The organism is Streptomyces uncialis (assembly GCF_036250755.1).
GTDB classification, from domain to species: domain Bacteria; phylum Actinomycetota; class Actinomycetes; order Streptomycetales; family Streptomycetaceae; genus Streptomyces; species Streptomyces uncialis.
In genome coordinates this window covers 5,489,627-5,509,011 of record NZ_CP109583.1, presented here as the reverse complement: position 1 = coordinate 5,509,011, position 19,385 = coordinate 5,489,627, and the positions used below count along the sequence as shown (strand labels likewise).

Here is a 19,385-nt window from a genome sequence, read left to right as displayed (position 1 = left end):
CCAGGGACCACCACGGGCGAGGCTGCACAGCCCTACGCCCCGAACGCCTTGCTCTTGCCCTTGACCGGCTTGGCGCCCGCCAGCAGATGCGGGGGTACGAGATCCCGCGCCGGCTCGGAGTACCCGACGGACACGATCCGGTCCCCCGCGTACGTGAAACTCGTCAGCGAGGCCAGCGTGCACTCCCGCCGCCGCGGGTCGTGCCAGAGCTTGCGCCGCTCCACATAGCTGCGCACGATCCAGATCGGCAGCTGGTGGCTCACCAGCACCGCCTCGTGCCCGCGCGCGGCGTCCTTCGCCGCGTCGAGCGCGGCCGTCATCCGCACGACCTGGTCGATGTACGGCTCGCCCCAGGAGGGCCGGAACGGATTGAGCAGATGCCGCCAGTTCTCCGGTCTGCGCAGCGCCCCGTCACCGACACCGAACGTCTTCCCCTGGAAGACGTTCCCCGCCTCGATGAGACGCCCGTCGCTGCCGAGGTCGAGCCCGTGGGACTTGGCGATCGGCATCGCCGTCTCCTGCGCGCGCTCCAGCGGCGAGGCCACCACCCGGGTGATGTCCCGGTCCGCGAGGTAGTCGGCGACCTTGTCGGCCATCCGGCGGCCCAGCTCGGAGAGGTGGTACCCGGACAGCCGTCCGTACAGGATGCCGTCCGGGTTGTGGACCTCGCCGTGCCGCATCAGATGCACCACGGTCAGCTCGGCGTCCGCCGCCGGGCCGCCGGTGGCGGCCGTCCCGTAGGCCTGCCCGCTCATGCCCGGGCTCCCGCGTCGTGCGGTTCGGTGGCCTCGGCCGCGGCACGGGCGGCGGCCGGCAGCGCGGCGGCGATCCGCTCGACCGCGCGGTCGTCGTGCGCGGTCGACACGAACCAGGACTCGAACGCGGAGGGCGGCAGGTACACGCCCTGCGCGAGCATCGAGTGGAAGAACGCGGTGAAGCGGAACGACTCCTGGCGCTTGGCGTCCGCGTAATCACGGACCTCGTCCTCGGTGAAGAACACGGAGAACATGTTCGACGCGCTCTGCACCCGGTGGGCCACACCCTCCTTGGTGAGCGCGTCGGCGACCAGGGTCCTGATCCGCTCGGCGACGGTGTCGACGGTGACGTACGCCGCGTCGTCGAGGAGCCGCAGCTGGGCGAGCCCGGCGGCCGTCGCCACCGGGTTACCGGACAGCGTGCCCGCCTGGTAGACCGGTCCGACGGGCGCCAGGGCGGCCATCACATCGGCCCGGCCGCCGAACGCGGCGGCGGGGAAGCCACCGCCCATGACCTTGCCGAACGTCATCAGATCGGGCTCGACCCCGTCGATCCCGAACCAGCCCGCCTTCGAGGTGCGGAACCCGGTCATCACCTCGTCCGAGATGAACAACGCGCCGTTGTCCCGGCACAGCTCCTTGAGCCCGGCGTTGAACCCCGGGCCCGGCGGGACGACACCCATGTTGCCCGGGGACGCCTCGGTGATCACACAGGCGATCTCCCCGGGGTGCGCGGCGAACGCGGCCCGTACGGCTTCGAGGTCGTTGTAGGGCAGCACCACCGTGTCGGCGGCCTGCGCGCCGGTCACGCCGGGCGTGTCGGGCAGCGCGAAGGTCGCGAGCCCGGACCCGGCCGCGGCGAGCAGCGCGTCGACATGGCCGTGGTAGCACCCGGCGAACTTGACGATCTTGGCGCGGCCGGTGAACCCGCGGGCCAGCCGGATGGCGGACATGGTCGCCTCGGTACCGCTGGAGACCAGCCGGACCTGCGCCACCGGCGCGACCCGGGCCACGATCTCCTCGGCGAGCGCGACCTCGCCCTCACCCGGCGTACCGAACGACGTACCGCGGGCGACGGCCTCCTGGACGGCGGCGATGACCTCGGGGCGGGCGTGCCCGAGGATCATGGGCCCCCAGGAGCACACGAGGTCGACGTATTCGCGGCCGTCGGCGTCGGTCAGGTACGGGCCCCGCCCGGACACCATGAACCGGGGCGTACCGCCCACGGCGCGGAACGCGCGCACGGGAGAGTTCACGCCGCCGGGCGTCACGAGGGCCGCACGGTCGAAAAGCGTCTGCGAAACTGGGGCGTCAAACGAATAGCTCACACAAGCCATGGTGTCAGAGGCTTCCGGCATCCCGCGTCTCGGTGTTTCACGGCACGTTTCGGCGTGCGGGCGCGGGGGAGGTCACTGTCACGATGATCGGGTTGCGCGGCGGGTACCGCGCGCCTCGGAAAAGCAGTCGGGTGGAGATATGCATCGCGGTGGCGGACTGGGCGAGGGCACCGACGGCCTGGGCCCCCGGCGTGCCCGGCGGGGAAGGCACCGGCGCGAGGCGGAGGCGGGCACGCCGGGGGCGCACATCCCGGCCGGGGCGCATGTCCCCGGCGGCCGGGACGGGACGGAGCAGGCACGGACGGGAAGCAGGAGCGGGCGGGTGGGGGTGACCTACAAATACTTCGGTGCCCCGGACGGCGCCACGGCCGCCAGAGTGCCCATCTCGATGCGGCCCGAGGAGCTCGGCGGCGATGAGCTGGGCATGGGCGGCATGTTCACCAAGATCAAGCCCGAGACGATGGCCGCGATGGTCCTCACGGGTATCGAGGGCATACCCCTGCACAAGGTCCCCCCGCTCGAACTGGTCGTCCTCCACCCCGACTACGCCGTCGTCAAGCTGCCCATGACCGTCGTCGACCCGCTGCGCGGTGTCGGTGAGGAAGCGGTCGGCGCCGCCGCGTTCATCTGGTCCACGGTCCCCGACCGGGGCGGCCCCCGCGACGCGTTCAACGTCTACCAACTCCTGCACGAGTGGCAGGACTTCTCGCACCGTCTGCACGAGGCCGGCCACCAGCCGTACTGCCTGGTCTGGCCCTGACAGGTCGCCTTCGCTTGCGCTTCGTAGGTCTGTCCGGGTGGGCGGACTCCGTTCCTGTGCCGTCGCTCGGTGGGTTTGCGCAGTTCCCCGCGGGTCGCCTTCGCTTGCGCTTCGTAGGTCTGTCCGGGTGGGCGCACTCCGTTCCTGTGCTGTCGCTCGTGGGTTTTGCGCAGTTCCCCGCGCCCCTTTGGGGCGCCTTCTGTTTGTTCTTCGGGTCGGTGCCGGTCGGGATTCTCCGTCCTCGATCCGACACGCTCGGCACGACGTACCCGTACCCGACTGAAGAGCATCGGAGTCTGCGAGCAGAGATTCCCGCCCACCCCCTTACGTGAGTCCGGCGACTGCGCGAGGAGGGTGGTTTGAACCCCGACCCCGGTCGCTGACAGCCCGCAGCCGGACGGCAGCCCCAGGAGGGCGCCCCCAAAGGGGCGCGGGAAACTGCGCACCCACCGAGCGACCCGCACAGGAACACGTACGCCCAGGCGGGGAACCCCAGGGGCGCGAGGAACCGCGCACCCCCGGACCTACCCGCACGGGGACACGTACGGCCGGGTGGGGAACCCGAGGGGTGTGAGTGGGGGCGACCCGGGGCGCCGGGGCCGAGCTGCCCGACGGTTGTTCGTAACCCAGCCGTGCCCAACGGCGTTCCAGGGATGTACACCGCCCGGCCGGGTGGAAGGCAGGGGCGCGGTGTACGCGGAAGTGACGTGCGCGTGTGGTGCGTGGGACGTGGAGCGGAAGGAAGCGCATGGAGCCGCCGGAGTATCCGAGGGACACCGTCGGGGGCGTTCGGAGCGCCGTCCGGGTGAGCAGACGCGGTGCCGGAACCGCGAACGACCGGGCACGGGAGGCACACGTATGAAGATCGCGTTCCTGCTGCACAACGCGTACGCGATCGGCGGCACCATCCGCACCACCCTCAATCTCGCCGCCGCCCTCTGCGACCGGCACGAGGTCGAGATCGCCTCGATGATGCGGCACCGCGAACAGCCCCGGTTCGCGGTGGACCCGCGCGTCACGCTCGTCCCGCTGGTCGACACCCGCGCGGGACGGGGCGACGCGGAGCGCCCCGAGTTCCATGAGCCCGCCGAGGACTTCCCCGCCCAGGACAAACGGCACCACCAGTACAGCCGGCTGGTGGACCTGCGCGCCCGGGAGTACCTGAAGGGCTGCGACGCCGATGTGATCTTCGGGACCCGGCCCGGGGTGAACGTGTACCTCTCGCTGTTCGGCCCGCCGACCGCGCTGCGGATCGCCCAGGAGCATCTGCGCCACGACGCGCACGGCAAGGAGCTGCGGGGCGTCCTGGCCCGGCACTACCGCACGCTGGACGCGCTGGTCACGATGACCGAGGCGGACGCGGTGGCGTACCGCTCGCGGATGCGGCTGCCGGGCGTACCGGTCGTCCCGGTGCCGAACATCGTGCCCGCGCCCCGGGGCGTCGTCCCGTCGGACGGCTCCGCGAAGGTGATCGCCGCGGCGGGGCGGCTGGCCAGGGGGAAACGGTTCGACCTGCTGATCGAGGCGTTCGGGAAGGTCGCCGGGGAGCAGCCCGACTGGCAGCTGCGGATCTACGGCGGCGGCGCCCAGCAGGAACGGCTCCAGCAGCTCGTGGACGCGCGGGAGCTGGGCGGGCGCGCGGTGCTGATGGGCCCGCGCTCCCCCATCGAACCGGAGTTCGCGAAAGCGTCGCTGGTGGTCAGCGCGTCCGACGCGGAGTCGTTCGGGATGACCCTGGTCGAGGCGATGCGCTGCGGGGTGCCGGTGATCAGCACGGACTGCCCGCTGGGGCCCGCGGAGATCATCAGCGACGGTGTCGACGGCAGGCTCGTGCCCGTCGGGGACGCCCCGGCCCTCGCCGCGGCGATGCTCGACCTGATCGGCGACGGCTCCGGCCGCAGGGCGATGGGCAGCGCGGCCCTGGAGAGCGCCCGGCGCTTCGACCCGGGCCCGATCGTCACCCGCTACGAGTCGCTGTTCGCGGAGCTGGGCACCTCCCGGGGCCGCCGCTACCGCAGGCGCACCCGCGCGCGTTACGCGGCGTCCCTGCGCCGCAGACTGCGGCGCCCGGCCCGGCAGGTACGGCGCTGGCGCAAGCGGCTCACGACCCGCCTGCGCGCGTGGCGAGCCGCCTGAGACGGCGACGGCGGTCCCCCGCGCTCCGGACGGCCGCCCCGGTGTGCTCCGGTGCGCGCGGGAGCCGGTCCGCCGTCGGATCCATGGGCACGGCTACGCGCGCGTGGCGGACGTTCGTCGGCCACGCGCGCGTGGGGTACTTCTCCGTGCCGTTCCCTGTGGTGCCGTTGTCGGCACTGCCGTGGTGTCGCGGTCCGTGCTGCCGTCGACCGTGGTGCCCGGCAGGGTCACCGGACCTTCAGGGCCGCGAGCTGCTGCTCGAAGGGGACGACCCGGTCCTTGAGGGAGCCGGTCCCGAGCGGGCGGTCCTCGACGGAGCCGACCGTACGGGGTGCCTGCCCGCGCGCGGGCGCCGCGCCCCGCTCCTGCGCGGGGACCGTCGCGGACGGGGCCGTGAGGGCGACCAGTTCCCCGGCGGCCCGCTCGATGCGCTCGGCGAGCCCCTCGGCGCCCCAGTCCTCGGACGCCGCGTACACCCCGGTCGGGACGACGACGGCCCGCAGATAGCCGAACAGCGGCCGCAGGGCGTGGTCGAGGACCAGCGAGTGGCGTCCGGTGCCCCCGGTGGCGCCGATGAGGACCGGCTTCCCGCTCAGCGCGTCCTTGTCGATCACGTCGAAGAACGACTTGAACAGTCCGCTGTAGGAGGCCGAGAACACGGGCGAGACCACGATCAGGGCGTCCGCCTCCGCCACCTTCCCCAGCGCCGCCTCCAGGGCGGGCGCCGGGAAGCCGGTGACGAAGTTGTTCGCGATGTCGACGGCCAGGTCACGCAGTTCGATGACGTGGACGTCCGTCCCCGGGGCCCCGCGCACGGCCGACTCGGTGAGCCGGTCCGCGAGCAGCCGGGTGGACGAGGGGACACTCAGTCCGGCGGACACGACGACGAGCTTCATGCGGTGGTCACCTCCTGCTTCCTGTCGTTGTCGTTGCCGTTGTCCTTGCCGCTGCGGGCGGCGGCAAGCAGCGAGCCGTGGGTGGGGGCGTCCGGCACGTTCGCGGGGCGGTTCTTGGCGAACTCCTTGCGCAGCACCGGCACGACCTCCTCGCCGAGCAGGTCGAGCTGCTCCAGGACCGTCTTGAGCGGCAGTCCCGCGTGGTCGACGAGGAACAGCTGACGCTGGTAGTCACCCGCGTACTCACGGAACGACAGCGTCTTCTCGATGACCTCCTGCGGCGAGCCCACCGTCAGCGGCGTCTGCTGCGTGAAGTCCTCCAGGGACGGACCGTGCCCGTAGACGGGCGCGTTGTCGAAGTACGGACGGAAGTCGCGTACCGCGTCCTGCGAGTTCTTCCGCATGAACACCTGACCGCCGAGTCCGACGATGGCCTGTTCGGCCGTGCCGTGCCCGTAGTGGGCGTACCGCTCGCGGTAGAGCTCCACCATCCGCTGGGTGTGCTGCTTGGGCCAGAAGATGTTGTTGTGGAAGAAGCCGTCACCGTAGTAGGCGGCCTGCTCCGCGATCTCCGGGGAGCGGATCGAACCGTGCCACACGAAGGGCGGCTGCCCGTCGAGGGGGCGCGGCGTCGAGGTGAACGACTGGAGCGGCGTACGGAAGTTGCCCTCCCAGTCGACGACGTCCTCGCGCCACAGCCGGTGCAGCAGCGCGTAGTTCTCGATCGCCATCGGGATGCCCTGGCGGATGTCCTTGCCGAACCACGGATACACCGGGCCGGTGTTGCCGCGGCCCATCATCACGTCCACCCGGCCGTTCGCGAGGTGCTGGAGCATCGCGAAGTCCTCGGCGATCTTCACCGGGTCGTTGGTGGTGATCAGCGTGGTCGACGTGGACAGGATCAGGTTCTCGGTGCGGGCCGCGATCCAGCCGAGCATGGTCGTCGGGGACGACGGTACGAACGGCGGGTTGTGGTGCTCACCGGTCGCGAAGACGTCGAGCCCGACCTCCTCGGCCTTCAGCGCGATCGCCGTCATCGCGTTGATCCGCTCGTGCTCGGACGGAACACGGCCGTTCGTCGGATCGGTCGTGACATCGCCGACGCTGAAGATCCCGAACTGCATGACTGCTCACCCTCAGAAGTGGTTGATTGTTCAACTACACCGACAGAACGGTACCCCGGCACAAGGTATTCCCGCACCCCGGCGGGGGCGCGGGTTGGGGGCTCACGGGGGTCGGTGGGGGGTGGTGAGGGGCCGTGGGGGGGGGCGGTGAGGGGCGGTGGGGGTGTCGGCGCGGGGCTGGAGGGCCCGGAGCGGGCGCCGGAGGGCCCGGTGGGCGCTTCCACGCCCGCCGGGCCCTCCCGATACGCCCTCCGCCGCCCTGCGGCGGCCACAGCCCCCGCCACGGGCGCCGGACACCCCCGCTACGGCCGCGTCCACCCCGGGTCGCGGCCGGTGACCGCCAGCAGCCGCTCGAAGTCCGGCGCGTCCTCCCGCACCGGGAGCGGTTCGGCGAACATCCCCATCCGCCGGGCCGTGGGCGCCAGCCCCGTCACCGCCGTCGCCAGGACGGGCACCACCCCGGCGCCCCCGGGATCGGGCCGGTACTCCCGCCCCGTCGCCCGCGCGAGGTCCCACGCGTGGACCGTGAGGTCCAGCAGCACCAGGCACCCCACCGTCCGCGCGGGCATGTCCATCGCCCCCGTGGTGCCCTCCTCGGCGCCCGGCGCCGACCAGACCCGGACCAGCTCGTCCACGGCGGCGGCGAAGGACTCCCGCCAGTGCCCGTCCGTTCCCACCACGTCCGGGGTGTCACCGAAGTCGGACGGCTTCTTCAGCGCCAGCTCGCGGAACTGCGTCACCACCTGGAACAGATGGTTCACCAGCGCCCGCACGTCGTAGTCGGCACACGGCGTGGCCGCCGCCAGCGCGTCGTCCGGCACCGCGCGGACCAGGGAGACCGCCTGCCCGCCCGAGGCGCCGAGCAGCGGCCCCAGAGCGGGCCCCGGCGGGTAGCGGTCGGCGGATGCGGATGCGGGGTCCTTCGGGAGATCGCTCATACGGCCACCGTACGAACGGCCCCCGGCCACCGCTTGAAGAAACGCGACAGCCCGGCCGGGACGAACGCGGCAGCCCGGTCGGGAAGGCCACGCATACGATCCCCCCATGGCCGCTCCACGCCGGGACACCAGGGGCATCGTCGACGCGGACGAACTGCTCGCACGGGTCCGCTTCCGCCGGTACCTCCCCGCCGGGGCGCTGCGCCCGTACCTGGAGCACTACTGGCTGATCGACTGGGACCTCACCGAGCCGTACGCCACCCATGTCGTCCCGCACCCGTCGGTCAACATCGTCTTCCAGCAGGACGAGGACCAGGAGCCCCGCGGCGAGGTCGCGGGCATCGGGCTCGGGCTGTTCACCCGGAAGCTGGAGCGGCGGGGCCGGGTCAGCGGTGTCCAGTTCCGCCCGGGAGGCTTCCGGCCCTTCGCGCCGCACGCGCCCGTGTCCCGGTGGACCGGCCGGCACCTCCCCCTCACGGACGTGCTGCGCGCGCCCGGCGGCGACCCGGTCCCCGACCCCGATCCGGACGCCTTCCTGGCGCCCGACGACGACCACGCGCGCGTGGCCGCGCTCGACGCCTTCCTGCTGGGTCTCGGCCCGCACGGCGAAGGTCCCGCGCCCGACCCCCGGGCCGGCCTCGCGACGGCCCTGGCCGACCGCGTCCGCCACGACCGGTCCCTGCGGCGGGTGACCGACCTCGCGCGCGAGGCGGGCCTGACGGTACGGGCCGTCCAGCGGCTGTTCGCGGCGTACGTCGGGGTGGGACCCAAGTGGATCATCCTGCGCCACCGGGTGCACGAGGTGCTGGAGCACGCGGAGAACGACCGGGCCGTCGACTGGGCGGCCCTCGCCGCCGACCTCGGCTACGCCGACCAGGCCCACCTCGTACGGGACTTCACCGCGACCGTCGGCGTACCCCCGGCCGCGTACCGCCGCCACTGACCCGGACGGTCGGCGCGGGGACGGTCGGACCGGCACCGGGGCGGCTGTCAGCAGTGGTCGCGCGGCCGGTCAGAAGTGGTAGACGTCCCCCGTGTCCAGCACCAGCACCTCGTGCTCGTTGTTCTCGGGGTTGCCGTCCCGCGCGCCGCCGTTCCACAGGGTGCCGATCCGCAGGGTCACCTCGCTGGGCGCGCCCTGGAACCGGACCGGTACGTCGATCCGCTCCCCGAGGCTGCCCGCCACCAGCCCGCCCGTCCGGCACACCAGGGACGAGCGGTCCGCCCGTACGCAGGACGCGGGCAGGGACTGGCCGTCCGCGAGCGGCTCGGACCAGTCCAGCCGGACGGTGGCGTCGTCGATGTCGGCCGGACCGAAGTTCTGCGGGGTGAACCGCAGCTCGGCCCCGCCCCCCGCCAGGGACACACTCCCGTGCTGAGCCAGATCGGCCTCCGGCTCGGGCGGCGCGGGAGCGACCACGGGTGGCACGGGTTCGGTCGTGGACGGCGCGGGGTCGGTCCTGGACGGCGCGGGGGTGTTCGCGGCTGGTACGAGGGTGCTCATCGGCGCCGCTCCCCCCACCACGAGCACCACCGCGCCCATCACGGCCGCCGCACCCACCCCCCGGCCCCCTCGTCCGCCCCGTACGGCCCGGACGGCCCCCGCCCACCGCGCACCGCCCCGTTCCGCCGTCGCCGCACACCCGCGCGTCGCGTCCACCACTCGCACCCACTCCTCCGGCCGCCGCTCACCCGCCACCACACCTCGATGTATCCCCGATGCCTCCCGGGGCAGGCGCCACCCAACAGGTGACGGCACCGGGCACCGGGACGGGCGGTCGCGACCCGGCACGGCACAGGGCGGCCGGACAGGGCCGGACGCGGCACCCGGCGGCCCGGCGGAGCCCGGCCGACCGCCGGACCGGGGTTGTCCACAGGTGGGGCGACGGGTTGTCCACAGGCCCGCCACGGGTCGGTGGCGCCGACCTATCCTGAAGCGGCACGCAGCCGTCCCCGGGCCCCGGCCCGGACCCGCACGGGCCGTACCAGCACACGAGCCGTCCGCGTGGACCCGGCCCGCGCTGTTCACCCAGTCCGTCCCACCGCCCAGGCCGAGGAGCCCCGCATGACCCGCCCGGACCCCAGCACCCAGCCCCGTACCGCGCCCGGCGCCGGACGTACGGCGGTGGTGACCGGTGCCAGCAGCGGCATCGGTGCCGCGACCGCGCGCAGGCTCGCCGCCGAGGGGTTCCATGTGGTGCTCACGGCCCGCCGCAAGGACCGGATCGAGGCCCTGGCGGAGGAGCTGACGGCCGCGGGCCACCGGGCCACGGCGTATCCGCTGGACATCACCGACCGGGCGGCCGTCGAGTCCTTCGCGGCGGGCCTGGACGCGTGCGAGGTCCTGGTGAACAACGCGGGCGGCGCCCTCGGCGCCGACCCGGTGGCCACGGGCGACCCGGCGGACTGGCGCCGGATGTTCGAGACGAACGTCATCGGCACCCTGCACGTCACCCAGTGCCTGCTCCCCGCGCTGGAGGCGAGCGGCGACGGCACGGTCGTCGTGGTGTCGTCCACGGCGGGCCACGCGGCCTACGAGGGCGGTGGCGGCTATGTGGCCGCCAAGCACGCCGAGCACGTACTCGCCGAGACACTGCGGCTGGAGATCGTGGGCCGTCCGGTCCGGGTGATCGAGGTGGCCCCCGGCATGGTCAGGACCGACGAGTTCGCGACGACCCGGTTCCGGGGTGACGAGGAGAAGGCCGCCAAGGTCTACGAGGGCGTCGCCGAACCCCTCACGGCGGACGACGTGGCCGACACCATCGGCTGGGCCGTCACCCGCCCCAGCCATGTCAACATCGACCTCCTGGTGGTCCGCCCCCGCGCCCAGGCGTCCAACACCAAGGTCCACCGCACCCGATGACCCCGGCCCGGCCGCCCCGTCAGCCCTTCACACAGACGACCTGCTTCAGCTTGGCCACGACCTCGACCAGGTCCCGCTGCTGCTCGATGACGTGCTCGATCGGCTTGTACGCGGCCGGGATCTCGTCCACGACACCGGAGTCCTTGCGGCACTCCACACCCCGGGTCTGGTCCGCCAGGTCCTGCGCCGTGAACCGCCGCTTCGCCGCGTTGCGGCTCATCCGCCGTCCGGCGCCGTGCGAGGCGGAGTTGAACGACTCCTCGTTGCCCAGACCGCGCACGATGTAGGAACCGGTCCCCATCGAGCCCGGGATGATCCCGAGGTCGCCGGAGCCCGCCCGGATCGCGCCCTTGCGGGTGACCAGCAGGTCCATACCGTCGTAGCGCTCCTCCGACACGTAGTTGTGGTGGCAGGAGATCTCCGGCTGGAAGGTGACCTTGGCCTTCTTGAACTCACGGCGTACGACGTCCTTCAGCAGCGACATCATCAGCGCCCGGTTGTACTTCGCGTACTCCTGCGCCCAGAAGAGGTCGTTGCGGTACGCCGCCATCTGCGGGGTGTCCGCGACGAACACCGCGAGGTCACGGTCGACCAGGCCCTGGTTGTGCGGGAGCGACTGGGCGACGCCCATGTGGTGCTCCGCCAGTTCCTTGCCGATGTTGCGCGAACCGGAGTGCAGCATCAGCCAGACGGCGTCCTGCGAGTCGACACAGACCTCGACGAAGTGGTTCCCCGAACCCAGCGTGCCCATCTGCTTCGTCGCGCGCTCCTGGCGGAAGTGGACGGCCTGCGCGACCCCGTCGAAACGGGTCCAGAAGTCGTCCCAGCCCGCCGTGGCGAATCCGTGGAAGCCGGTCGGGTCGACCGCGTCGTCGTGCATGCCCCGGCCCACCGGGATGGTCTGCTCGATCTTCGAGCGCAGCCGGGAGAGGTCACCGGGCAGATCGTTGGCCGTGAGGGACGTCTTCACCGCCGACATCCCGCAGCCGATGTCCACCCCGACCGCCGCCGGGCACACCGCGCCCTGCATCGCGATCACCGAGCCGACCGTGGCGCCCTTGCCGTAGTGCACGTCCGGCATGACCGCGAGGCCCTTGATCCACGGCAGCGTCGAGACATTGCGCAGCTGCTGGAGCGCGCCCTCCTCCACGGTGGCCGGATCGGCCCACATCCGGATCGGTACCTTGGCCCCCGGGACTTCTACGTACGACATAGCGCCCTCTTTCCCCCGTAATCGTTCAAAAGTTTGTAAGCGCAAATACCGGAGCCAAGGTCCATGAATGGGATGACGGACCGGCGTCCACGGCCATGCGTGCGATACACATAATGTCGGTCGACCTGTCCCCGGCGGCAAGCGAATAAGCCCCGCCGAACCTCCGCGCCCCCGGCGCGACCCGTGTCGAGAGGAGCGCATGACCGTGCAGCGGAAGGCGTACGTACCGGGCGTCGCGGTGCTCCTCACGGCACTGCTCGCCGGCTGCACCGCCGGCGACGACAGCGGCGGTTCCACCGGTGACGCCAAGCAGGGCGACGCCGGAGCGGCCGTCCCGGCCGCCGAGCCCGGCCGCTACCGGACCCTGCCCGAGCCGTGCGGCGCCCTCAGCCGGAGCACCCTCGACTCGCTGCTCCCCGGTATCAAGGAGAACCCGGACGAGGAGCAGCGGAACAAGGCGTACGAGGGCACCGCGACCGCCACGTACGACACGGACCGGCGGGTCGGCTGCCGCTGGAAGGCGGAGTCGGCCGCGGCCACCCACCATCTGCTGGTCGATCTGGACCGGATCGTGTCCTACGACAGCGACGTCAGCGACGACCAGCGCGCGGAAGAGGTGTACGCGGACAAGGAGAAGGCCGCGGAACTCCCGCCGTCCGGCACCCCGTCCGCGGGAGCGTCGGACGCCCCGGACCCGTCGTCGTCCACCGGTCCCGCCACCGCGTCCGGGAAGAGCCCCGCCGGGGAGACGTCCCCGAAGCCGGACGGCTCCCCCGGCTCCAGCGCCCCGACCGGCTCCGGCGCCCCCGGCGGCTCCGGCGAACCGGACGACGCGGGCGCCTCCGGCAGCACGGACGGCCCCGGAGACACGGACAGCACCGGCAGCACCGGCAGCACCAGCAGTGCCGACAACTCCGGCGAACCGGACGACGCGGCGGCCGAGGACGACCTCACCGCCCTGCTGCCCCGTGTCCTCGACGACCTCGGTGACGCCGCTTTCGTCGACGACGCCCTCGGCAGTCCGGGCTCCACGCAGCGCCGCACGGTCACTGTGGTGTTCCGCACGTCGAACGTGGTGGTGACGATCGAGTACGAGGCCCAGCCCACCGTTCCCGGCGAGCCGCCGAGCAGCAGGGAAATGCAGGACAGGGCGCGGAACCTGGCCGCGCGGCTGGCCGAGCGGCTCAGCAACTGACGGTCCGCCGGGCAGCCGCCGGACCGCCGGGGAACCGGATGTCACGGCCTCGGCGGTCACCTGTTCGGCGTACCGTGGCCCACCGGACCCCCCGCAACGACGACCGATGCACAGCGTCACGAGTGAAGGAACCATGCACCGACCAGCACAGCGACTCACCCGCGTTCTCGCCTGCGCAGCCGCCGTAACGGTGATCATCGGCGCGTCCGGCTGCTCGTCCGACTCCGGTTCGGACGACGCGGGGAAGAAGACCCCGGCGAACGCGTCGGCGTCCGGCGCCGCCACCTCCCCGAGCGGCGGGTCGTCGGCGCCGAAGGTCCCGGAAGCGGCGTACGCCAAGCTCCCCGACCCCTGTGAGTCGCTGGCGAAGAAGACCCGCGAGGATCTCGTCCCCAAGGGCGGCGCGGGCAAGGCCAGCACCTCCGACGACACCGCCACCCGCGGCACCTGCTCCTGGAGCAGCCTCGACAACAACGGCGTCAAGGGCTCGCAGTTCCGCTGGCTGAACGTGTCGCTGCTGCGCTTCGACTCGGACCAGACCCGTGGCGCGGGGGACAAGCTGGCGGGCGAGTACCTGGCCAAGCAGGTCAAGGACGCCGAGGCCACGAACGGGGCGAAGAAGCTCGGCACCACCCCGCTGTCCGGCACGGGCGACGAGGCGCGGACCGTGCGCTACGACCTGAAGAAGAAGGAAGGCGACTTCAAGCAGCAGACGGTCGTCGCCCGGGTCGAGAACGTCGTGGTCACCCTCGACTACAACGGCGCCGGACTCGCCGGGGACAGGACGCCGGACGCCGCCGCGCTCACCAAGTCGGCGGAGCGGGCCGCCAAGGAGGTCGTGGCGGCGGTCGTCGCGGCCAACGAGAAGGACGCGGCGCCCTCCGCGAGCGGCGACAAGGGCAAGACCAAGGACAAGCCCAAGGACAAGAGCGGGGACAAGCAGGCGGACGCGGACGGTGGCGCCGGAGCCTCCCCCGAGGCCCCCGCGAAGAACAAGTCCCCGAAAGCCACCTCCTGACACCTGCGGCACCTGTGTCACGCTGTTGCGCGCAACAGCAGAACGGGGAGGGGAGCGACGGTGGCCGGGAAAGTAGAGCTGACACGTACACACCGGATTCTGATCGGGGTGGTCGTCGCCGGCGCGGTCGTCATCGCGGGCATCGGCTTCGCGGGGTCGTACGCGGCCGTCCGTGAGCTCGCCCTGACCAAGGGCTTCGGGAACTTCAGCTATGTGTTCCCGATCGGCATCGACGCGGGCATCTGCGTACTGCTCGCCCTCGATCTGCTGCTGACGTGGATCCGTATCCCGTTCCCGCTGCTGCGGCAGACGGCGTGGCTGCTGACGCTGGCGACGATCGCGTTCAACGGCGCCGCGGCCTGGCCCGATCCGCTCGGCGTGGGCATGCACTCGGTGATACCGGTGCTGTTCGTGGTGACCGTGGAGGCCGCGCGGCACGCGGTCGGCCGGATCGCGGACATCACCGCGGACAAGCACATGGAGGGCGTGCGGCTGACGCGCTGGCTGCTCTCCCCGGTGCCGACGTTCCTGCTGTGGCGGCGGATGAAGCTGTGGGAGCTGCGCAGCTACGACCAGGTCATCAAGCTGGAGCAGGAACGTCTCGTCTACCGGGCCCGGCTGCGGTCCCGCTACGGCCGTTCCTGGCGCCGCAAGGCCCCGGTGGAGTCACTGATGCCGCTGCGGCTCGCCAAGTACGGGGTACCGCTGGCGGAGACGGCCCCCTCGGGGCTGGCGGCGGCCGGTATCGAACCGGCCGTCCTCCCGCCGGTCGCCCCCCAGGCCCAGGTCACGGCCCCCGGACCGGTCGCGGCCCCCGCCCCGGCCCTGGGCCGCGAACCGGAACGCCAGTTGGCCCCCGCGCCCCGGCGCGCACCGGAACCCGGCACGGAGCCGGGCACGGAGCTGGGCAGGGAACCGGAACCCGACCCCGGACCCGAGCCGGAGCCGGAGGAGGGCCTGAGCCCCTGGTTCAAGCAGCAGCAGCAACAACAGCGGTACGAGGGCGGCTACGACCCGTCCTCGTCGTACGAGCCCCCCGCGCAGTACCAGCAGTGGTACGACGAGCAGGACCGGTACGAGAGCCAGCAGGGCCGCCGCTACCAGGACGAACGCGGGTTCGAGGACCAGCGGGCGTACGAGGACGGCCAGGCTTTCGAGGACGGCTTCCGGGGCGACGGCCACCAGGGCGACGGCCACCGGGGTCAGGAGTACCCGCGGCCGGAGTACGTACGGCCGGAGCCGCCGCGGCCGGGGTTCCATGTCCCGTCAGGACCGGGCCAGACCCGTCCGCTCGGCCATGGGACGATCCCGGGCCCGCGGGCGGAACGGGATCCGCAGGACAACGGCTTCCCGGTACCGGACGGTACGGCGACCGATCTCTCGGAGGCGCGGCTGGGGGAAGCCGTCGACGCGGCCGTCGAGGGTGTCGGGCAGGGCGTCGGGCAAGGCGACGGTCAGGGTGCCGTGGAGGCGCCGCGGCCGGACTCCCGCTTCCCGGAGGGGATGTCTCAGGAGAACGCCTACTACCAGGTGTTCCGGCAGTCGACGAAGGGCCAGGGCAGTATGCCGACCCCGGCGTCCTTCGGCGCGGACATCAAGTCCACGTACGGGATACAGGAGAGCGACGCCGCGCTGAAGCGCTATGTGAAGTCCTTCGGCGACCGTCTCAACACGGAGATGACCGAGGAGCACATCGCCTGACGGCGGGGTTCAGCGTGCGGCGCGGACCTTGTCCCGCTTGCGGGAGATGTCCGCCCAGATGCCGAGTGCCAGTCCGCCCACGAGAATGACGGCGTACGCGGCCGGGGACAGGTCGAACCAGTGGTGGAGCAGGCCCTGCGGGCCGTCCCCCCACACCGGTCCGAGCAGACCCAGTCCGCCCTGGATTCCGACGATCCAGCCGGTCCATGCGCAGATCTCTTTCATGCCTCCAGCATGACCCCGGGGCCCCCGGGATCTCGTCCTGCGCGCGGGGGAGACGGGGGTACATCGAACGGTGCAGGGCCCTTCCGGGCGCGCCGCAGGGGGGGGTCGTCCGGGTCACCCTCGGTCGTGCCCCCCGGGTTTCCTGTGCTGAGCGCGCTTGTCCCTGTGCGGTCGGGTTTCCTGTGCTGAGCGCACTTGTCCCTGCGGCGTCGTTCGTGGGGTGCGCAGTTCCCCGCGCCCCTGAGGTGCTGCCCCATTGCGGTCGCTCTTCGGGTGCGGGGCGGTTCTCGTCCTTTGCGCAGTTCCCCGCGCCCCTTTGGGGCGCCCCTGGGGTTCGGGGGTCAGGGGGGCGGGAAGCGTTGCTCCAGTGTGGCGTCCAGGAGCGCCCGGACGTCCTCCCGTTCCATCCCCGTCGCCCGTGCGTCGTCCATCCAGGCGACGAGCTCCGCGGTCAGCCGCGCACCGTCCTCCGAGGGCGGACGCGCGAGGGACTGGCTCACGAACGTACCGACCCCGGGCCGCGGCTCGACCAGCCCCTCGCGTTCGAGCTCCCGGTACGCCTTGAGCGTGGTGTTGGGATTGACCCGTGTGGACGCGGCGACCTGCGCCGCGGTGGGCAGCCGGTCCCCCTCGACCAGGATGCCCATCCGCAGTGCCTGCTTGACCTGCTGCACGATCTGGAGATACGTGGCCATGCCGCTGCGCCGGTCGATCCGGAACTCGACCATGGTCACCCCTTCGTTCTTCCCACGTGCCGCCTCACAGCGACTTGCGCCGCATCCAGAACACCGTGGCGACGAGCATGGCCGCGGTCATCGCCAGCAGTACCGCCGTCATGGACCACTGGATGCCGGGCAGCTGATCGAGCTTCACATAGTCGATCACGTCGTTCACGATCCCATGCTTCTTCACGCACGCGTCGCTCTCGGCCTCCGTCATCAGGACGCATTTGCCCCATCCGTGCAGGGTGCCGTCCGCGCTGCCGACCCAGTTGTCCACCTGGATCTCACCGGACTTCAGCTCCGGGGCGTCCCCGCCCATGGGGTACGTGAGCTGGTGGAAGGTGACGAAGTATTCCGGCGCCCGGTCCTTCAGCGTCTGGGCTCCCAGGACGAGCACGAGGAAGGTGACGCCCATCGCGGCGACGGAGCGCCGCAGGACCGCCCCGGCGAGGATGCCGAACGCGGTGCTGAAGAGGGCGAGCGCCACCGGGACCGGGCCCGTGGTGGCGATGACGTCGCTGGTCCACCAGTTGCCGTGGGAGAAACGGGTGTCCACCGAACGCCACACCCAGGTGAAGGCCACCGACATCAGGGCCGTGGTGACGGCGACGACCAGCAGCGGCAGGGCCAGCATCGTCATGACGACCCGCAGGCGCGCGACCGACTGCGTGGTGATCAGCCGCAGCGTGTTGTGCTCCTGCTCGGCGGCGAGCAGCGGGGCGCCGAGGAACACCCCGAGGATCGCCGGCAGGAAGGCGAGCAGGAAGAAGGCGGTGCCCATGCGTTCCTCGTGGTGCGGCAGCAGCTGGCCGGGCTTGGCGGCGGCCTGCGGCGACGCCAGGAAGTCGGCGAGCATTCCGTGCAGGTACACGGAGTACCCGGCGAACAGGACGGTGACGCCGATCAGCAGCAGCAGCACGGTGCGGTTGCGGCGCCACACCACCCAGCTCGTCCCGCGCAGGAGCCCGCGGGCCGGGGCGGCGGCGCGGTCGCTCGGCGCCGCGGTGGTCGTCAGGGCGCTCATGCGGCCCTTCCCTTCTGCGGGGCCGCCGGGGCGGTGGCGGGGGCGGTGACATCGGCGCCGGGGGTGATCAGCGCGGGCGCTTCGGCGGAGCGCAGATAGGCGAGCAGGACCTCTTCGAGGCTCGGCTCGACGCTCTCGTACGCGTCGACGGCGTCCGTTCCGGGCCGGATCAGGGCGGTGAACTGGCGTCCGGTGATCCGGGACTCGATCACGGTGTGGCGCTCGGTGAAGACGGGCGGCAGCACTCCGTGGTCGTCGTGACCGGAGCCGGGGCCCGGGTCGGCGAGTCCGGTGACGAGCCGGTGGGCGGGGATCAGCTGGTCCGCGTAACCGGCCATCCGGAGACGGCCGTCGGCGAGGACGACCAGGTGGTCGCACATCTCCTCCAGCTCCGAGAGGAGGTGCGACGACATCAGTACGGTCAGTCCGCGTTCGGTGGCCTCCGAGAGGAGCAGCGCGGAGAGCTCGTGCCGGGCGAGCGGGTCGAGGTCGGCCATCGGCTCGTCGAGGAGGAGGAGTTCGGCCCGCTTGCCGAAGGCCAGTGCCAGCGCCACGCGGGTGCGCTGGCCGGAGGAGAGCGTGCCGATCCGGGCGCCGAGCGGTACCCGGCCGGCCTCCACGATCCGCTCGGCGGCGGCCTGGTCCCAGCGGGGGTTGAGCTCCCGGCCCAGGCGCAGGGTCTCGGCGACGCTGAAGCCCTTGTAGAGCGGGCGTTCCTGGTCCACGAAGGCGACGCGCTGGAGCGCGGCGGGGTCGCTCACCTCCGTGCCGAAGAGGCGGAGGCTGCCGGTGGTCGGGCGCAGCAGCCTCGCGGCGATGCCGAGGAAGGTGGACTTTCCGGCGCCGTTCGGGCCGACGAGTGCGCTGATGCAGCCTGCCGGCAGGCGGAAGGAAGCGTCACGCAGGGCCCAGCCTCGGAGGTACTTCTTGCCCAGGTCCAGAGCCTCGACGGCGTACGGGTGGGAATCGCCGCTCATTCAGGTCCCCCGTTTCACTAGTTAGTTAGTGGAATGATGCGATGCGGAGAGTATGGGGGTGCGGCACGCTGCGAGTCAAAGGGGTCCGCGGGTCGCCTTCGCTTGCGCTTCCCAGGTCCGTCCGGCTGGGCGCACTTCGTCCCTGTGCCGTCGCTCGGTGGTTTCGCGCAGTTCCCCGCGGGTCGCCTTCGCTTGCGCTTGTGAGGTCTGTCCGGCTGGGCGCACTCCGTTCCTGTGCCGTCACTCGGTGGGTTCGCGCAGTTCCCCGCGCCCCTTTGGGGCGCGTCCGGTCGGTTCTTCGGGTCGGTGCCGGTCGGGATTCTCCGTCCTCGATCCGACACGCTCGGTACGACGTTCCGTGACTCGACTGAAGAGCATCGGAGTCTGCGAGCAGAGATTCCCGCCCACCCCCTCCCGCAGCAGCGCGCCTGCACGAGGAGGATGGTCCAACCCCGTCCCCGCAGACGGAGAACAGCCCCAGGTGGCGCCCCAAAGGGGCGC

General features: G+C 72.1%; 18 protein-coding genes. 7 read left to right on the top strand and 11 right to left on the bottom strand.

What is annotated here, in order from left to right; translation table 11 throughout:
• Nucleotides 1-32: 32 nt before the first annotated feature.
• Nucleotides 33-755 (bottom strand): histidine phosphatase family protein, encoded by a 723-nt coding sequence (locus OG711_RS22890; protein ID WP_073793008.1) that lies wholly within the window; start codon nt 753-755, stop codon nt 33-35.
• Nucleotides 752-2,092 carry a glutamate-1-semialdehyde 2,1-aminomutase gene (gene hemL, locus OG711_RS22885; RefSeq protein ID WP_266518327.1) on the bottom strand — a complete coding sequence of 447 codons (1,341 nt, stop codon included), beginning with the start codon at nt 2,090-2,092 and terminating at the stop codon, nt 752-754. Before hemL ends, OG711_RS22890 begins: the two co-directional genes overlap by 4 nt.
• A 139-nt stretch (nt 2,093-2,231) precedes the next feature.
• Here hemL and OG711_RS22880 point away from each other — a divergent pair, with 139 nt between their 5' ends.
• Together OG711_RS22880 and OG711_RS22875 are read left to right on the top strand one after the other, a co-directional pair.
• The gene (locus OG711_RS22880) at nt 2,232-2,852 is read left to right on the top strand and encodes a hypothetical protein (RefSeq protein ID WP_079184973.1); all 621 of its coding nucleotides are present in this window, start codon (nt 2,232-2,234) and stop codon (nt 2,850-2,852) included.
• An 858-nt stretch (nt 2,853-3,710) separates the two neighbouring features.
• Complete coding sequence (locus tag OG711_RS22875) at nt 3,711-4,988, top strand: glycosyltransferase family 4 protein (RefSeq protein ID WP_073793010.1); 1,278 nt, start codon at nt 3,711-3,713, stop codon at nt 4,986-4,988.
• Between the two features lie 227 nt (nt 4,989-5,215).
• Here OG711_RS22875 and OG711_RS22870 read toward each other — a convergent pair whose 3' ends face one another.
• From OG711_RS22870 to OG711_RS22860, 3 genes are all read right to left on the bottom strand, one after another.
• Nucleotides 5,216-5,884, bottom strand: a complete 669-nt coding sequence (locus OG711_RS22870) for an FMN reductase (RefSeq protein ID WP_073793011.1) — start codon at nt 5,882-5,884, stop codon at nt 5,216-5,218.
• On the bottom strand, nt 5,881-7,008 hold the full coding sequence (locus OG711_RS22865; RefSeq protein WP_329560229.1) for an LLM class flavin-dependent oxidoreductase: 1,128 nt from the start codon (nt 7,006-7,008) through the stop codon (nt 5,881-5,883). Before OG711_RS22865 ends, OG711_RS22870 begins: the two co-directional genes overlap by 4 nt.
• Nucleotides 7,009-7,310: 302 nt before the next feature.
• The gene (locus OG711_RS22860) at nt 7,311-7,946 is read right to left on the bottom strand and encodes a TIGR03086 family metal-binding protein (RefSeq protein WP_079184974.1); all 636 of its coding nucleotides are present in this window, start codon (nt 7,944-7,946) and stop codon (nt 7,311-7,313) included.
• A gap of 106 nt (nt 7,947-8,052) precedes the next feature.
• Between OG711_RS22860 and OG711_RS22855 the strand changes: the two genes are divergently transcribed.
• Nucleotides 8,053-8,889, top strand: a complete 837-nt coding sequence (locus tag OG711_RS22855) for an AraC family transcriptional regulator (RefSeq protein WP_329560228.1) — start codon at nt 8,053-8,055, stop codon at nt 8,887-8,889.
• A gap of 69 nt (nt 8,890-8,958) precedes the next feature.
• On the opposite strand, the gene OG711_RS22850 is transcribed toward OG711_RS22855, so the two are convergent.
• A complete protein-coding gene (locus OG711_RS22850; RefSeq protein WP_329560227.1) occupies nt 8,959-9,450 on the bottom strand; it encodes a hypothetical protein in 492 nt (163 codons plus the stop codon).
• Between the two features lie 561 nt (nt 9,451-10,011).
• Between OG711_RS22850 and OG711_RS22845 the strand changes: the two genes are divergently transcribed.
• Nucleotides 10,012-10,809: an SDR family NAD(P)-dependent oxidoreductase gene (locus tag OG711_RS22845; protein WP_099279731.1), complete on the top strand. Its 798-nt coding sequence runs from the start codon at nt 10,012-10,014 to the stop codon at nt 10,807-10,809.
• A gap of 19 nt (nt 10,810-10,828) precedes the next feature.
• Here the strand turns inward: OG711_RS22845 and OG711_RS22840 are convergent, their stop codons facing one another.
• Nucleotides 10,829-12,022: an RtcB family protein gene (locus OG711_RS22840; RefSeq protein WP_073793015.1), complete on the bottom strand. Its 1,194-nt coding sequence runs from the start codon at nt 12,020-12,022 to the stop codon at nt 10,829-10,831.
• A 199-nt stretch (nt 12,023-12,221) separates the two neighbouring features.
• On the opposite strand from OG711_RS22840, the gene OG711_RS22835 reads away from it, so the two are divergent.
• The 3 genes from OG711_RS22835 (at nt 12,222) to OG711_RS39180 (ending at nt 15,936) form a co-directional block, all read left to right on the top strand.
• Nucleotides 12,222-13,217: a DUF3558 domain-containing protein gene (locus tag OG711_RS22835; protein WP_329560226.1), complete on the top strand. Its 996-nt coding sequence runs from the start codon at nt 12,222-12,224 to the stop codon at nt 13,215-13,217.
• A gap of 133 nt (nt 13,218-13,350) precedes the next feature.
• Nucleotides 13,351-14,235, top strand: a complete 885-nt coding sequence (locus OG711_RS22830; protein WP_329560225.1) for a DUF3558 family protein — start codon at nt 13,351-13,353, stop codon at nt 14,233-14,235.
• A 60-nt stretch (nt 14,236-14,295) separates the two neighbouring features.
• Nucleotides 14,296-15,936, top strand: coding sequence for a DUF2637 domain-containing protein (locus OG711_RS39180; protein WP_405673994.1), 1,641 nt, complete (start codon nt 14,296-14,298; stop codon nt 15,934-15,936).
• Nucleotides 15,937-15,945: 9 nt separating this feature from the next.
• On the opposite strand, the gene OG711_RS22820 is transcribed toward OG711_RS39180, so the two are convergent.
• The 4 genes from OG711_RS22820 to OG711_RS22805 form a co-directional block, all read right to left on the bottom strand.
• Complete coding sequence (locus OG711_RS22820) at nt 15,946-16,161, bottom strand: hypothetical protein (RefSeq protein WP_073793017.1); 216 nt, start codon at nt 16,159-16,161, stop codon at nt 15,946-15,948.
• A 341-nt stretch (nt 16,162-16,502) separates the two neighbouring features.
• Complete coding sequence (locus OG711_RS22815; RefSeq protein WP_266518333.1) at nt 16,503-16,889, bottom strand: GntR family transcriptional regulator; 387 nt, start codon at nt 16,887-16,889, stop codon at nt 16,503-16,505.
• 31 nt (nt 16,890-16,920) lie between these two features.
• Nucleotides 16,921-17,907, bottom strand: a complete 987-nt coding sequence (locus OG711_RS22810) for an ABC transporter permease (protein ID WP_329560224.1) — start codon at nt 17,905-17,907, stop codon at nt 16,921-16,923.
• Nucleotides 17,904-18,884, bottom strand: a complete 981-nt coding sequence (locus OG711_RS22805; protein ID WP_073793020.1) for an ABC transporter ATP-binding protein — start codon at nt 18,882-18,884, stop codon at nt 17,904-17,906. The genes OG711_RS22810 and OG711_RS22805 overlap by 4 nt, the downstream gene beginning before the upstream one ends.
• Between the last annotated feature and the right edge of the window lie 501 nt (nt 18,885-19,385).